This is a genomic window from Burkholderia sp. LA-2-3-30-S1-D2, assembly GCF_001523915.2.
Taxonomy (GTDB): Bacteria; Pseudomonadota; Gammaproteobacteria; order Burkholderiales; family Burkholderiaceae; genus Burkholderia; species Burkholderia diffusa.
On sequence record NZ_CP013384.1, the window covers coordinates 618,285 to 631,586 of the forward strand.

Below are 13,302 nucleotides of genomic sequence, written 5' to 3' on the forward strand. Positions count from 1 at the left end.
CAGGTGCGGTTGACAAGGGGCGATTCGCCAAACGATAGATGCCGCCCAAACCGCTATTCCCGAATGTCTTCCCCGGTGACGGGGCGCCGCGCAAAAGGCGGCTCGCGCTCGCGCTCCTGGCCGTGCCCGGCCTCGTGCCGGCCGTGTCGTACGCGCAGCTGTCGGGTGCGGCCGCGCAGCCGCAGCCGCTCGACTCGCCGTGGGACCTGCGTCTCGCCCCGCAGCTCGAGGATCATCCGCTGAAGGACGGCGCGAAGCCGGCCACCTTCGTGATTGCCGACCATACGAGTGGCACGGCCGAACAGGACCTCGCCGCGAAGGGTTCGGCCGAGCTGCGCCGCGGCGACGCGGTCGTGAAGGCCGACGCGATCCACTACGATCAGGATACCGACATGGCCGATGCGTACGGCCAGGTCAAGGTGATCAACGGCGGCACGTCGTTCGCGGGCCCCGAGGCGCATCTGAAGGTCGAGGCGAACCAGGGCTTCATGACGGCGCCGAAGTACCACTTCAACGTGACGGGCGGGTCCGGCAGCGCGGAGCGCGTCGACCTGCTCGACAGCGAGCGCTCGGTGTTCGTCAACGGCACCTACACCGCGTGCCAGTGCTCGACGAACCCCGCGTGGTACATCAAGGGCAGCCGTTTCGACTTCGACACGGGTGCCGACGAAGGCACCGCGCGCAACGGCGTGCTGTTCTTCCAGGGCGTGCCGATCTTCGCGAGCCCGTGGATGACGTTCCCGCTGTCGGGCGAGCGGCGCAGCGGCCTCTTGCCGCCGACGTTCTCGATGAACTCGAACAACGGGTTCGAGCTGACGCTGCCGTACTACTTCAACATCGCGCCGAACCGCGACCTCACGCTCACGCCGCGCATCATTTCGCGGCGCGGCGTGCAGACCGAAGCGACGTTCCGCTATCTGTCGCCGACGTATTCGGGCACGTTTACGGCCAATTACCTGCCGGATGACCGGCTCGCTCACCGCGACCGCTACGCGATCTACTGGCAGCACCAGCAGAACTTCGGCGGCGGTTTCGGCGGCTACGTCTACTTCAACAAGGTCTCGGACAACACGTATCCCGAAGACCTTGGGTCGATGAACCAGTTCATCAACGGGACGCAGACGCTGTACCAGCAGGAAGCCGGGCTCACATACAACAACGGCCCGTGGTCGGTGCTCGCGCGCTACCAGCACTGGCAGACGCTGCCGCCGTCGATCGCGCCGTACAGCCGCGAACCGCAGTTGAACGTGAAGTACACGAAGTACAACGTCGGCGGCTTCGACTTCGGCGCGGAAGCCGACTATTCGCGGTTCCGCATCACGACCGCCGATGCGACCGAAGGCGACCGGATCGTCTTCAACCCGTACATCGCGTACGGCGTGTACGGCCCCGGCTACTTCGTCGTGCCGAAGGTCCAGTATCACTTCGCGTCGTACGACCTGAACTACCTGTCGTCGAGCACGCCGAACAACCCGAAGCGCTTCACCGAGTCGATCCCGACCGTGAGCTTCGACACGGGCCTGATCTTCGACCGCTCGGTGCGCCTGTTCGGCCAGGACTTCATCCAGACCCTCGAGCCGCGCCTGTACTACGTGTACACGCCGTATCGCGACCAGTCGAACGCGCCGCTGTTCGACACGGCGGAATCGGACTTCGGCCTCGCGGAGATCTACCAGCCGAACACGTTCGTCGGCAACGACCGGATCGCGGACGCGAACCGGATCACGGCCGGCCTGACGTCGCGCTTCATCGATCCGCGCACCGGTGACGAACGCGCGCGCTTCGTGGTCGCGCAGCAGTACTATTTCGCCGACCAGCGCGTCACGCTGAACTCCGGCCAGAGCGCCGTGCTGGCGCGCCACTCGGACTTGATCGTCGGCGCCGCGCTGAAACTCGGCTCCGGCTTCATGTCGGAGACGGCGTTCCAGTACAACCAGAACAACAACCAGCTCGTGAAGTCGAGCGTCGGTTTCGGTTTCAGCCCGGGCGAGCGCCGCGTGATCAACGTCGGCTACCGCTATACGCGCGCGAACACGACGCTCGACAACCAGCCGATCAACCAGTTCCTGGTGTCCGCGCAATGGCCGCTCACGCGACGTCTGTATGCGATCGGCCGCTTCAACTACGACCTGGCCGCCGACCGGATCGTCGACGGTCTGCTCGGCTTACAATACGACGCGGATTGCTGGGCGCTCGGGGTCGGTGTCCAGCGGTACGCAAACGGCGTGAACACATCGGGGCAGCAGAATTCGTCGACGCGAGTCATGATGCAGCTGACGTTGAAGGGGCTCTCGAGCGTCGACAACGGTCTCGTGGCCGCATTCCGCGCCGGGGTGCCGGGCTACACGCCGCTGCCGTCCACGCCGCCGCCGATGTCCCGCTTCAGCAACTACGAGTAACGCCGGCTTGTCTGCACCGGTCAGCACGATTTCAATGGAGTATCAGTGGCAATGAAGAAAACCCTTCGTTTCGCGGCAGTCGTGTCCAGCCTCGCCGCGTCCGCCGCGCTGCTCGCCGCCGCGCCGGCCGCGGCGCAGGCGCTCGGTTCGCAAGGTGCGCAGCTCGCCGACGAAGTCGTCGCGGTCGTCAACAACGACGTGATCACGGGCCGCGAACTCGACCAGCGCGTCGGCCTGATCTCGCGCCGGCTGCAGCAGCAGAACGCGCCCGTGCCGCCGGCCGACCAGCTGCGCGCGCAGGTGCTGAACCAGATGGTGCTCGAACGCATTCAGGTGCAGAAGGCCAAGGACGACGGGATCCGCATCGACGACGCGACCGTGCAGTCCACGTTGCAGCGCCTCGCGCAGGCGAACGGGATGACGCTCGAGCAGTACCGCGCGCGGATCGTGGCGCAAGGCGTGCCCTGGAGCGTGTTCACGAGCGATGCCCGCACCGAGCTGATGCTGTCGAAGCTGCGCGAGCGCGAGGTCGACGGCAAGATCACCGTGTCGGACGCCGAGGTCGCGAACTACATCGCGAGCCAGCGCGGGCCGAACGCATCGCAGCAGCAGGACCTGCGCTTCCAGCACATCTTCATCAAGGCACCGACCAACGCGCCGCAGGCCGACATCGAAGTCGCACAGAAGAAGGCTGAGGCGCTGCTGCAGCAGGCCGTGTCGGGCGCCGATTTCGAGAAGCTCGCGAAGAACAATTCGGAAGCGAATGACGCGAAGAAGGGCGGCGACCTCGGCTTCAAGGCGCCGGGCGCGCTGCCGGCCGACGTCGTCGAAGCCGCATCGAAGCTGCGCCCGGGCCAGGTCAACCCGACGCTGATCCGCGTGCCGGACGGCTTCGAGATCGTGCGCCTCGTCGACCGCCGCCAGAGCCAGGGCGCGACCGCCGCGGCACCGAAGATCGTCCAGACGCACGTGCGCCACATCCTGTTGCGCGTCGGCGAAGGCAAGTCGGAAGGCCAGGCGCGCCAGCAGCTGCAGGACATCCGCCGCCAGGTCGAGGCGGGCGGCGATTTCGCGAAGTTCGCACGCACTTACTCGCAGGACGGTTCGGCGTCGCAAGGCGGCGATCTCGGCTGGATCAGCCCGGGCGAGACCGTGCCGGAATTCGAGCGCGCGATGAACAATCTGCAGGACGGCCAGATCAGCCAGCCGATTCGTACCGAATACGGCTACCACCTGATCCAGGTGATCGGGCGCCGCGAGGCGGAAGGCTCGGTGCAGCAGCAGATGGATATCGCGCGCCAGGCGATCGGCCAGCGCAAGGCCGAGCAGGCGTACGCCGACTGGCTGCGCGAACTGCGCGATTCGTCGTACGTGCAGTATAAGATCGGCGGCGTCGGACCGGCGAACTGAGCGAGCTTCACATGACGGCATCCGCGCTGCAGATCGCGATCACGACCGGCGAACCCGCGGGTGTCGGCCCGGAGCTGACCGTGCAGGCGTTGCAGGATGCCGCGCGGCGCTGGCCGGGCGCGCATTTCACCGTGCTCGGCGATGCCGCGCTGCTCGACGCGCGCGCGGCGGCGGTCAATGCCGACCGTGCGCTGCTCGCCGGCGGCGGTCCGGTGTCGGTCGAGCATCATCCGCTCGCCGTGCCAGCGCAGGCCGGCAAGCTCGATGCAGCCAACGGCCGCTACGTGCTCGCGCTGCTCGATGCCGCGATCGACGGCGCGATGGCGGGCCGGTTCGACGCGATCGTCACCGCGCCGCTGCAGAAGAGCACGATCAACGATGCCGGCGTGCCGTTCACCGGCCATACCGAATACCTTGCGGAACGCACGCACACGCCACGCGTCGTGATGATGCTGGCGGGCACGGGCGAGCGGCCGCTGCGCGTCGCGCTCGCGACCACGCACCTGCCGCTGAAGGACGTGTCGGCCGCGCTGACGATCGACGGGCTCGTCGAGACGCTGGCGATCGTCGATCGCGACCTGCGGCGTGACTTCGGCCTCGCGGCGCCGCGCATCCTTGTGACGGGGCTGAACCCGCACGCGGGCGAGAACGGCTATCTCGGGCGCGAGGAGATCGACGTGATCTCGCCGGCGCTCGCGCGCGCGCAAGCGCGGGGCATCGACGCGCGCGGCCCGTATCCGGCCGACACGCTGTTCCAGCCGCGCCATCTCGAGGATGCCGATTGCGTGCTCGCGATGTTCCACGATCAGGGCTTGCCCGTGCTGAAGTATGCGACCTTCGGCGAGGGCATCAACGTCACGCTCGGGCTGCCGATCATCCGCACGTCGGTCGATCACGGCACCGCGCTGGATCTGGCCGGCACGGGCCGCGCGGATCCGGGCAGCATGGTCGCCGCGCTCGACACGGCCGTCACGATGGCGCGCCATCGCCGCGCGGCCTGACGCGAACGGCCCCAGGCCTCACTTCATTCGTCGTATTTTTCGTTTTTCTCAGTCGATGTCGAACAGCAGACAGCACCAAGGCCACTTCGCGCGCAAGCGCTTCGGGCAGAACTTCCTCGTCGATCACGGCGTGATCGACTCGATCGTCGCGACGATCGGTCCCGCGCGCGGCCAGCGAATGGTCGAGATCGGCCCCGGCCTCGGTGCGCTGACCGAGCCCCTGATCGCGCGTCTCGCGACGCCCGAGTCGCCGCTGCATGCGGTCGAGCTCGACCGCGACCTGATCGGTCGTCTGCAGCAGCGCTTCGGTGCGCTGCTGGAGCTGCACGCGGGCGATGCGCTCGCGTTCGACTTCGGCTCGCTCGCGGCACCCGGCGACAAGCCGTCGCTGCGGATCGTCGGCAACCTGCCGTACAACATTTCCAGCCCGCTGCTGTTTCACCTGATGACGTTTGCCGGTGTGGTCATCGACCAGCATTTCATGCTGCAGAACGAGGTCGTCGAACGGATGGTCGCGGAGCCGGGCACGAAGGCGTTCTCGCGGCTGTCGGTGATGCTGCAGTACCGCTACGTGATGGAGAAGATGCTCGACGTGCCGCCGGAGTCGTTCCAGCCGCCGCCGAAGGTCGATTCGGCGATCGTCCGGATGATTCCGTACGAGCCGCACGAACTGCCGGACGTCGATCCCGTGCTGCTCGGCGAAGTGGTTACGGCTGCGTTCTCGCAGCGTCGGAAGATGCTGCGCAACACGCTCGGCGACTACCGCGAGACGATCGATTTCGACGGGCTCGGCTTCGACCTCGCGCGACGCGCGGAGGATGTGAGCGTGGCCGAATATGTCGGCGTCGCGCAGGCGCTTGCGAAGGTGCGCAAGGCCGCGGAGTAGCAGGATCACGCGGGCAACGCGCGTGGTGCCCGCCGGCTCGAGATTCATGAGGCTGCCCTGACGGGCGGCCTTTTTGTTTTTCCGCGCCGCTCTCGTCGAGGCCGGACCGCGCCCGGGCGGCGTTACGCGCGCCCGCGCGGCGGCGCGTTGACGAGCGCGATCCCGGTCAGCACCAGCGCGGCCGCGGACATGAAGCGCCAGCCGACCGACTCGCCGAGCAGCAGCACGCCGAACGCGACGCCGAACAATGGCGACAGGAACGTGAACACCGACAGCCGCGACGCGCTGTAGCGCGTCAGCAGCCAGAACCACGACAAATAGCTGACGAACGCGACGATCACCGACTGATACGCGAGGCTTGCGAGCGCGATCGGCGTGACCTGAGCGAACGACGTCTGGCCGAGCAGCGCGGCGAGCGCGATCAGCACGACGGCCGACACCGCGAGCTGGTAGAACAGCGTCTTGCTCGCGCTGGTCCGCGCGAGCGACGTCGAGCGCACGACGACCGTCGTGGCGGCCCACATCGCGCCGCCGAGGATGCCGAGCGCGTCACCGGCCAGCCCTGCCAGCACCGATGCGCCGGGCGCGCGCGGCTTGAGGAAGCCGTCCGCGAACGCGAGCGCGATGCCGGCGAACGCGAGGCCGACACCGGCCCACTGGACGCGCTGCAGCCGCTCGCCCGGCGCGAACAGGTGCAGGCCGAGCGCCGTGAAGCACGGTGCCGTGTAAAGGAAGATCGCCATGTGCGACGCGCTCGTCAGCGTCAGCCCCAGGAAAACGCAGACGAACTCGCCGGCGAACAGCGCACCGGCCGCGATGCCCGCGCCGAGCGTGCCGTCCGCGCGGAACAGCGGCGTGCCGCGCGAGCGGGCCCAGCCCCACAGCAGGAGCGCGGCGATCACCGAGCGCAGCCCGGCCTGGAACATCGGCGGGATCGCAGCGTTCGTGCTCTTGATCGCGACCTGCTGGAAGCCCCAGATCGCGCACAGCAGCAGCATCACACCGATGGCGCGCGTATCGAGCGCGCGGCGCGCGTGCGTGCCGGCGAGCGCGGTCATCGGCGGACCTCGCCGATGCGGCGGGAAGGGGGCATGGGCATGGGCATGGGCAGCGGCGGACGGATGTCGCGTCCGGCGCGCTCGATTCGGCGGTTTCGCACGGCAGGCTGTATGGCTGAATGAGGGGGTGGTCGCGTTCAAGCGGCGGACGGCATGCCCGCTTTTGGTGCGAGGTGAGAGGATGTTACCCGATCGGTGGACTTGCCGGGGGCTGTCGGATCCGGTGATCACTGCCGCCGCACGGGCATCGGGCTCGCCGTCCGGAAGCCCGGTATCGGCCGAGGGCGGACGGGGCCGGCGGCGGCGGGATTCACCCGACTCCGGTAGAATTTCCGCTTCTGGAAAGTCCCCACAGGAGTACAACACATGCGTTTGCTGCATACGATGCTGCGAGTCGGCGATCTCGACCGCTCGATCAAGTTCTACACCGAATTGCTCGGCATGAAGCTGCTGCGTCGCGAGGATTATCCGGAAGGCAAGTTCACGCTCGCGTTCGTCGGCTATGAAGCCGAAAGCACGGGCACCGTGATCGAGCTGACCCATAACTGGGATACGCCGTCCTACGATCTCGGCAACGGCTTTGGCCACCTGGCGGTGGAAGTCGACGATGCGTACGCGGCCTGCGACAAGATCAAGGCGCAAGGCGGCAAGGTGACTCGCGAAGCGGGCCCGATGAAGCACGGCACGACCGTGATCGCATTCGTCGAGGATCCGGACGGCTACAAGATCGAGTTCATCCAGAAGAAGGCGCACTGAGCGCGGGATGAGCGGCGCGCGACGCACGATGGGCGTGGCGGGCAAGGAAGACGGGCGATGCGGAGGGATCCGCATCGCCCGTTCGTATTTTCGGTGCGGCCGATCGCGTTACAGCGACGGCAGCAGCTCGGGCGGGTGATGCTTGAGCGTGTGCCGCGCTTCGCGGAATTCCGGGAAGATCGATTCGACGGTGTGCCAGAAGGCCGGGCTGTGGTTCATTTCGCGCAGGTGCGACAGCTCGTGCGCGACGACGTAGTCGATGATCGACATCGGGAAGTGGATCAGCCGCCAGTTCAGCCGGATCTTGCCGTCGCTCGAGCAACTGCCCCAGCGCGTCGCGGCCGACGACAGCGCGTACATCGAATATGTGACGCCGAGCTTTTCCGCATAGACGACGAGGCGTTCGCCGAAGATTCGCTTCGCTTCGCCCTGCAGCCAGCCCTGCACGCGATCCTTGATCTGCTGCATGTCGGCTTGTGCGGGCAGCGGCAGCGACAGCCGCTGCGCATCGGCATCGAATGCGGCCGCACCGGCGCCGAGCGCGATCGTGATCGTCTTGCCGAGATACGGGAGTTGCGCGCCGTCGCGCCAGTCGATCTGCGGCAGCGCGCGCTGCTCGGTGCGGGTTTTCCACTCCGCGAGCTTCGCGAAGATCCAGCGCTGCTTCTCGGCGATGGCGGCTTCGATGTCGGCGAGCGTGACCCAGCGCGGCGCGGTGATCGACAGCCCGCTGCCGTCGATCGTGAAGCCGATCGTGCGGCGCGCGGAGCGTTTCAGCCGATATTCGAGCACACGGCTGTCGAGTGCGAATGTGCGGACGCGGGAGCGATCGGGCGCGGGGCCCGGATCGAGCGGCGCCGTGGGCACCGCGGGCGCCGCAGCCGCTTCAGGCGACGAGGGTGGTGCGGCGGGCGCCGACGGTGCCGGCGAGGCCGCCGGCCCGTCGAAGAGCGGCAGGTCCATCTGGCGATGATCGAGGGCCACGACGGCAGGCCGTGGCCGCGGACGCTTTTTCATCAGTTCGCTTCGTTTCGTCGTTCGCAACGGCTGCAATCCGGGTGATTCAGACGCGCGCGGCATCGCGCGCGCCGGCACTGCCCGACTGGCGATAGGCTTCGGGATCGATGCGGCGCATTTCCGCTTCGATCCATGCTTCGACCTGCGAGTTCAATACGTCGGGCGTCTTGCCGTCGACGGGAATCGGCTTGCCGATCGACACGGTGACGACGCCCGGGAATTTCGTGAACGAATTGCGCGGCCACACGCGACCTGCATTGTGCGCGATCGGCACGACCGGCGTGCCGGTTTCGATCGCGAAGCGCGCGCCGCCCGTCTTGTACTTGCCCTGCTTGCCGACCGGCGTGCGCGTGCCTTCCGGAAACATGATCATCCAGGCGCCTTCCGACAGGCGCTTCTTGCCCTGGCGGATCACCGACGTGAACGCGTTCTTGCCTTCCTTGCGGTTGATGTTGACCATGTGCAGCAGCCCGAGCGCCCAGCCGAAGAACGGCACGTACAGCAGTTCGCGCTTGAACACATAGCAGAGCGGCCTCGGCATCAGCGCCGGAAACGCGAGCGTCTCCCACGCGGACTGGTGCTTCGACAGCAGCACGGCCGGGCCGTCGGGCAGGTTTTCCATCCCTTCGATCCGGTAGCGGATGCCGTTCAGCCAGCGCACGACCCACAGCGTCGATTTGCACCAGCCGGCCGCCATCCAGTAGCGTGCGTCGGGACGCATGAACGGGAACGCGATGAAGCACGCGGTGGCGTAAGGCACCGTGTACACGATGAAGTAGATCAGCAGCAGCAGGGAGCGGACGAAGCGCATCGGCGTGGGTCTGACAGTAGGGAGGATGCGCGCGGCGGCCGCATCACTCGTGTTCGTGTGAAAGGAAGTCGAGCGCGAATGCGCGCAGGTCGTCGTGGACCTTCGTGCCGTCCGGCAGATTCCCCGCGGCGAGCGTCTTCTTGCCCTTGCCGGTCAGCACGAGGTGCGGCTTGAAGCCGACCGCGACGCCGGCCTGCAGGTCGCGCAGGGAATCGCCGACGGCCGGCGTGTGACCGGGGTCGACCTCGAAGCGCTCCGCGATCATCTGCATCATGCCGGGCTTTGGCTTGCGGCAGTCGCAGTGGTCTTCCGACACGTGCGGGCAGAAGAACACCGCGTCGATGCGCGCGCCGACGGCGGCCGCCGCGCGATGCATCTTCAGGTGCATCGCGTTGAGCGCGGCCATGTCGAACAGCCCGCGGCCGATGCCGGACTGGTTGGTCGCGACGACCACGCGATAGCCTGCGTGGTTGAGTCGTGCGATCGCCTCGAGGCTGCCGGGCAGCGCGATCCACTCGTCGGGCGTCTTGATGAACGCGTCCGAATCGACGTTGATCACGCCGTCCCGGTCAAGGACGACGAGCTTGCGGTTGGGGCTGGTCGGCATCGTTCGGCCCTTATGCGGCGAGCTTCGAGATGTCGGCGACGCAGTTCATCTGCTGATGCAGCGCGGACAGCAGCGCGAGACGGTTCGCGCGCAGCGCGGGATCCTCGGCGTTGACCATCACGTCGTTGAAGAACGTGTCGACCGGCGCGCGCAGCGCCGCGAGCGCCGACAGCGCGCCCGTGTACTCACGCGCCTCGAGCTGCGACTGCACGCGCGGCGTCACGGCCGCGAGCTGTTCGTGCAGCGCCTTTTCGGCGGCCTCGACGAGCAGCGTCGGCTGCACAGCACCGTTCGCGCCGCCTTCCGACTTCTTCAGGATGTTCGAGATCCGCTTGTTCGCGGCCGCGAGCGCTTCGGCTTCCGCGAGGCGCGTGAATTCGCGCACCGCGTCGAGGCGCGCGACGAGATCGTCGACGCGCGTCGGGTTCAGGCTCAGCACCGCGTCGACTTCGCCTGCCGAGTAGCCGCGTTCGCGCAGCAGGCCGCGCAGGCGGTCCATGAAGAACGCGAAGATCGCATCGGTCGATTCGGCGACGCCCGGCACGCCTTCGAAGCGTGCGTGCGCCGTGCGCAGCAGCGAGACGAGATCGAGCGGCAGTTGCTTCTCGACCAGCAGGCGCAGCACGCCGAGCGCGTGACGGCGCAGCGCGAACGGATCCTTCTCGCCGGTCGGCGCGAGGCCGATGCCCCAGATGCCGACGATCGTCTCGAGCTTGTCGGCCAGCGCGACGGCGGTGGACACCGGCGTGGTCGGCAGCGCGTCGCCGGAGAAGCGCGGCTGGTAGTGCTCGGCGCAGGCGAGCGCGACGTCGTCCGGCTCACCGTCGTGGCGCGCGTAGTACGTGCCCATCGTGCCCTGCAGTTCCGGGAACTCGCCGACCATGTCGGTCAGCAGGTCGGCCTTCGCGAGGCGCGCGGCGCGCTTCGCGTGCGTGGCGTCGGCACCGATCGCGGGCGCGATCTCGCCGGCCAGCACTTCGAGGCGCTCGACGCGCGCGAGCGCCGAACCGAGCTTGTTGTGATAGACGACGTTCGCGAGTAGCGGCACGCGCTCGGCGAGCGGCTTCTTTTTGTCCTGCTCGAAGAAGAATTTCGCGTCGGCGAGGCGCGGGCGCACGACGCGCTCGTTGCCTTCGACGATCTCGCCCGGCGTGTTCGTCTCGATGTTCGACACGATCAGGAAGCGCGAGCGCAGCTTGCCGGCGATGTCGGTGAGCGCGAAATACTTCTGGTTCGTCTGCATCGTGAGGATCAGGCATTCCTGCGGAACCTGCAGGAATTCGTCCTCGAAGCGGCACGGGTAGACGACCGGCCATTCGACCAGCGACGTCACTTCGTCGAGCAGCGATTCGGGCATCACGACGGTGTCGCCGTTCGCGTGCTCGTTCAGCTGCGTGCGGATCGTTTCGCGGCGATCGGCGAAGTGCGCGATCACGCGGCCCTTGTCGCGCAGCGTGTCGGCGTAGGCGCGCGCATGCTGGATCGCGACGAGGCCGTCGGACAGGAAGCGGTGGCCGAGCGTGGTGTCGCCGGCGTCGACGCCGAACGCGGTGACGGGCACGATCCGATCGTCGTGCAGGACGGTCAGGCGATGCACCGGGCGCACGAACTTCACGTCGGAGCCGTCCGGGCGCTGATAGGTCATGACCTTCGGGATCGGCAGCTTCTCGAGCGTTTCGTCGAGCGCGGCCTGCAGCCCGTCGGCGAGCGTCGCGCCGGCGGCCGAGTAGTTGACGAAGAACGCTTCGGCCTTGCCGTCCTGCGCGCGCTCGAGATCGGCGATCGACAGGTTCGGATGGCCGAGCGCCGCGAGCTTCTTCGCGAGCGGGGCGGTCGACTTGCCTTCGGCGTCGAGCGCGACCGACACGGGCAGGACCTTTTCGCGGACCTGCTTTTCAGGCGCGACGGCGCGCACGTTCTGCACGACGACCGCGAGGCGGCGGGGCGTGGCGTAGCGTTCGAATACGAGTTCGCCTTCGACGAGGTCGCGCGCCGCGAGGCGTTGCGCGAGACCTTCGGCGAATGCGTCGCCGAGGCGCGCGAGGGCCTTCGGCGGCAGCTCTTCGGTCAGCAGTTCGACGAGCAGGGGGGCGGGATGATTGTGCGTCATGTCTGGAATAAATCTCGTCTCGTCAGTCCTGATCGATCTTGCGTTCGACCTTGAGCGGCGGCGCCCATGCCGGCTGGGCGGCGTCCTGGGCGTCGGTGGTGAGGCCCGGCACGCCCGGCGGGTTGCCGAGCATCGGGAAGCCGAGCTTCTCGCGCGAGTCGTAGTAAGCCTGCGCGACGAGACGCGACAGCGCGCGGATGCGGCCGATGTACGCCGCGCGCTCGGTGACCGAGATCGCGCCGCGCGCATCGAGCAGGTTGAACGTGTGGCCGGCCTTCAGCACGAGTTCGTACGCGGGCAGCGCGAGCTGCGCGTCGATCATCTTCTTCGCTTCCGCTTCGTAGCTGTTGAAGAACGTGAACAGCAGGTCGACGTTCGCGTGCTCGAAGTTGTAGGTCGACTGCTCGACCTCGTTCTGGTGGTAGACGTCGCCGTACGACAGGCGGCGCAGCTCGGGGCCGTTCGGGCCGTGCTCTTCCCACTCGGTCCACACGAGGTCGTACACGTTCTCGACCTTCTGCAGGTACATCGCGAGGCGCTCGAGGCCGTAGGTGATCTCGCCGAGCACCGGCTTGCAGTCGAGGCCGCCGACCTGCTGGAAATACGTGAACTGCGTGACTTCCATCCCGTTCAGCCACACTTCCCAGCCGAGGCCCCACGCGCCGAGCGTCGGGTTCTCCCAGTCGTCCTCGACGAAGCGCACGTCGTTCTGCTGCAGGTCGAAGCCGAGCGCTTCCAGCGAGCCGAGGTACAGGTCGAGGATGTTTTCCGGCGCCGGCTTGAGCACGACCTGGTACTGGTAGTAATGCTGCAGGCGGTTCGGGTTCTCGCCATAGCGGCCGTCCTTCGGGCGGCGCGACGGCTGCACGTAGGCGGCGCGCCACGGCTCGGGGCCGACCGCGCGCAGGAACGTGTGAACGTGCGACGTGCCCGCGCCGACTTCCATGTCGATGGGCTGGAGCAGGGCGCAACCCTGCTTGTCCCAGTAGGACTGCAGCGTCAGGATGATTTGCTGAAACGTAAGCATGAAGAGCCTTCGTGGCGCTGGCGCTCCGTTGCGGGCGGCGCTCCGGGCGGGGCCCGGAGGGTCGGCTCGCGCGGCGGCGCGGCTTGTTAGTGTGCTGAAACGTGCAATTTTACCGGATCGGCGGGCGGATGCGGCTGGAACGCGGACGAAGGTGCCGCCGGCGGCGTTCCGGCGAGCCGTGCGCAGCCTGTGCGCGGCTCGCACGTGTGCGTGGTGCGCT

Annotated in this window: 11 protein-coding genes; 5 read left to right on the forward strand and 6 right to left on the reverse strand. The window is 67.6% G+C overall.

Going from position 1 to position 13,302, the window contains the following annotated elements:
* The first annotated feature begins 38 nt into the window (after positions 1-38).
* The 4 genes from WS66_RS15495 to rsmA are packed head-to-tail and all read left to right on the forward strand — an operon-like array spanning position 39 to position 5,696.
* Positions 39-2,399, forward strand: a complete 2,361-nt coding sequence (locus tag WS66_RS15495) for an LPS-assembly protein LptD (protein WP_059607638.1) — start codon at positions 39-41, stop codon at positions 2,397-2,399.
* A 51-nt stretch (positions 2,400-2,450) separates the two neighbouring features.
* A complete protein-coding gene (locus WS66_RS15500; protein ID WP_059607636.1) occupies positions 2,451-3,809 on the forward strand; it encodes a peptidylprolyl isomerase in 1,359 nt (452 codons plus the stop codon).
* Positions 3,810-3,820: 11 nt separating this feature from the next.
* Positions 3,821-4,810 carry a 4-hydroxythreonine-4-phosphate dehydrogenase PdxA gene (gene pdxA / locus WS66_RS15505; protein WP_059607634.1) on the forward strand — a complete coding sequence of 330 codons (990 nt, stop codon included), beginning with the start codon at positions 3,821-3,823 and terminating at the stop codon, positions 4,808-4,810.
* A 55-nt stretch (positions 4,811-4,865) separates the two neighbouring features.
* Positions 4,866-5,696 (forward strand): 16S rRNA (adenine(1518)-N(6)/adenine(1519)-N(6))-dimethyltransferase RsmA, encoded by an 831-nt coding sequence (gene rsmA / locus WS66_RS15510; RefSeq protein WP_059607632.1) that lies wholly within the window; start codon positions 4,866-4,868, stop codon positions 5,694-5,696.
* Positions 5,697-5,818: 122 nt separating this feature from the next.
* On the opposite strand, the gene WS66_RS15515 is transcribed toward rsmA, so the two are convergent.
* Positions 5,819-6,754 carry a DMT family transporter gene (locus WS66_RS15515; RefSeq protein WP_059607631.1) on the reverse strand — a complete coding sequence of 312 codons (936 nt, stop codon included), beginning with the start codon at positions 6,752-6,754 and terminating at the stop codon, positions 5,819-5,821.
* Between the two features lie 366 nt (positions 6,755-7,120).
* On the opposite strand from WS66_RS15515, the gene gloA reads away from it, so the two are divergent.
* Positions 7,121-7,510: a lactoylglutathione lyase gene (gloA, locus tag WS66_RS15520; RefSeq protein ID WP_011657880.1), complete on the forward strand. Its 390-nt coding sequence runs from the start codon at positions 7,121-7,123 to the stop codon at positions 7,508-7,510.
* 108 nt (positions 7,511-7,618) lie between these two features.
* Here gloA and WS66_RS15525 read toward each other — a convergent pair whose 3' ends face one another.
* The 5 genes from WS66_RS15525 to glyQ are packed head-to-tail and all read right to left on the reverse strand — an operon-like array spanning position 7,619 to position 13,082.
* Entirely contained in the window at positions 7,619-8,527 is a 909-nt protein-coding gene (locus WS66_RS15525) for a M48 family metallopeptidase (protein WP_059607747.1), read from the reverse strand.
* A gap of 46 nt (positions 8,528-8,573) precedes the next feature.
* On the reverse strand, positions 8,574-9,338 hold the full coding sequence (locus tag WS66_RS15530) for a lysophospholipid acyltransferase family protein (RefSeq protein ID WP_059607630.1): 765 nt from the start codon (positions 9,336-9,338) through the stop codon (positions 8,574-8,576).
* Between the two features lie 43 nt (positions 9,339-9,381).
* Positions 9,382-9,945, reverse strand: a complete 564-nt coding sequence (gmhB, locus tag WS66_RS15535) for a D-glycero-beta-D-manno-heptose 1,7-bisphosphate 7-phosphatase (RefSeq protein ID WP_059528142.1) — start codon at positions 9,943-9,945, stop codon at positions 9,382-9,384.
* Between the two features lie 10 nt (positions 9,946-9,955).
* Positions 9,956-12,055 carry a glycine--tRNA ligase subunit beta gene (gene glyS, locus WS66_RS15540; protein WP_059607628.1) on the reverse strand — a complete coding sequence of 700 codons (2,100 nt, stop codon included), beginning with the start codon at positions 12,053-12,055 and terminating at the stop codon, positions 9,956-9,958.
* A gap of 22 nt (positions 12,056-12,077) precedes the next feature.
* Complete coding sequence (gene glyQ / locus WS66_RS15545) at positions 12,078-13,082, reverse strand: glycine--tRNA ligase subunit alpha (RefSeq protein WP_082729061.1); 1,005 nt, start codon at positions 13,080-13,082, stop codon at positions 12,078-12,080.
* Between the last annotated feature and the right edge of the window lie 220 nt (positions 13,083-13,302).

What these genes read in the sequence shown, in the direction of transcription:
- WS66_RS15525 (WP_059607747.1), bottom strand. Translation starts at nt 8,527, where the DNA reads ATGAAAAAGCGTCCGCGGCCACGGCCTGCCGTCGTGGCCCTCGATCAT.
- gloA (WP_011657880.1), top strand. Translation starts at nt 7,121, where the DNA reads ATGCGTTTGCTGCATACGATGCTGCGAGTCGGCGATCTCGACCGCTCG.
- glyQ (WP_082729061.1), bottom strand. Translation starts at nt 13,082, where the DNA reads ATGCTTACGTTTCAGCAAATCATCCTGACGCTGCAGTCCTACTGGGAC.
- WS66_RS15500 (WP_059607636.1), top strand. Translation starts at nt 2,451, where the DNA reads ATGAAGAAAACCCTTCGTTTCGCGGCAGTCGTGTCCAGCCTCGCCGCG.
- pdxA (WP_059607634.1), top strand. Translation starts at nt 3,821, where the DNA reads ATGACGGCATCCGCGCTGCAGATCGCGATCACGACCGGCGAACCCGCG.
- WS66_RS15530 (WP_059607630.1), bottom strand. Translation starts at nt 9,338, where the DNA reads ATGCGCTTCGTCCGCTCCCTGCTGCTGCTGATCTACTTCATCGTGTAC.
- WS66_RS15515 (WP_059607631.1), bottom strand. Translation starts at nt 6,754, where the DNA reads ATGACCGCGCTCGCCGGCACGCACGCGCGCCGCGCGCTCGATACGCGC.
- WS66_RS15495 (WP_059607638.1), top strand. Translation starts at nt 39, where the DNA reads ATGCCGCCCAAACCGCTATTCCCGAATGTCTTCCCCGGTGACGGGGCG.
- glyS (WP_059607628.1), bottom strand. Translation starts at nt 12,055, where the DNA reads ATGACGCACAATCATCCCGCCCCCCTGCTCGTCGAACTGCTGACCGAA.
- gmhB (WP_059528142.1), bottom strand. Translation starts at nt 9,945, where the DNA reads ATGCCGACCAGCCCCAACCGCAAGCTCGTCGTCCTTGACCGGGACGGC.
- rsmA (WP_059607632.1), top strand. Translation starts at nt 4,866, where the DNA reads ATGTCGAACAGCAGACAGCACCAAGGCCACTTCGCGCGCAAGCGCTTC.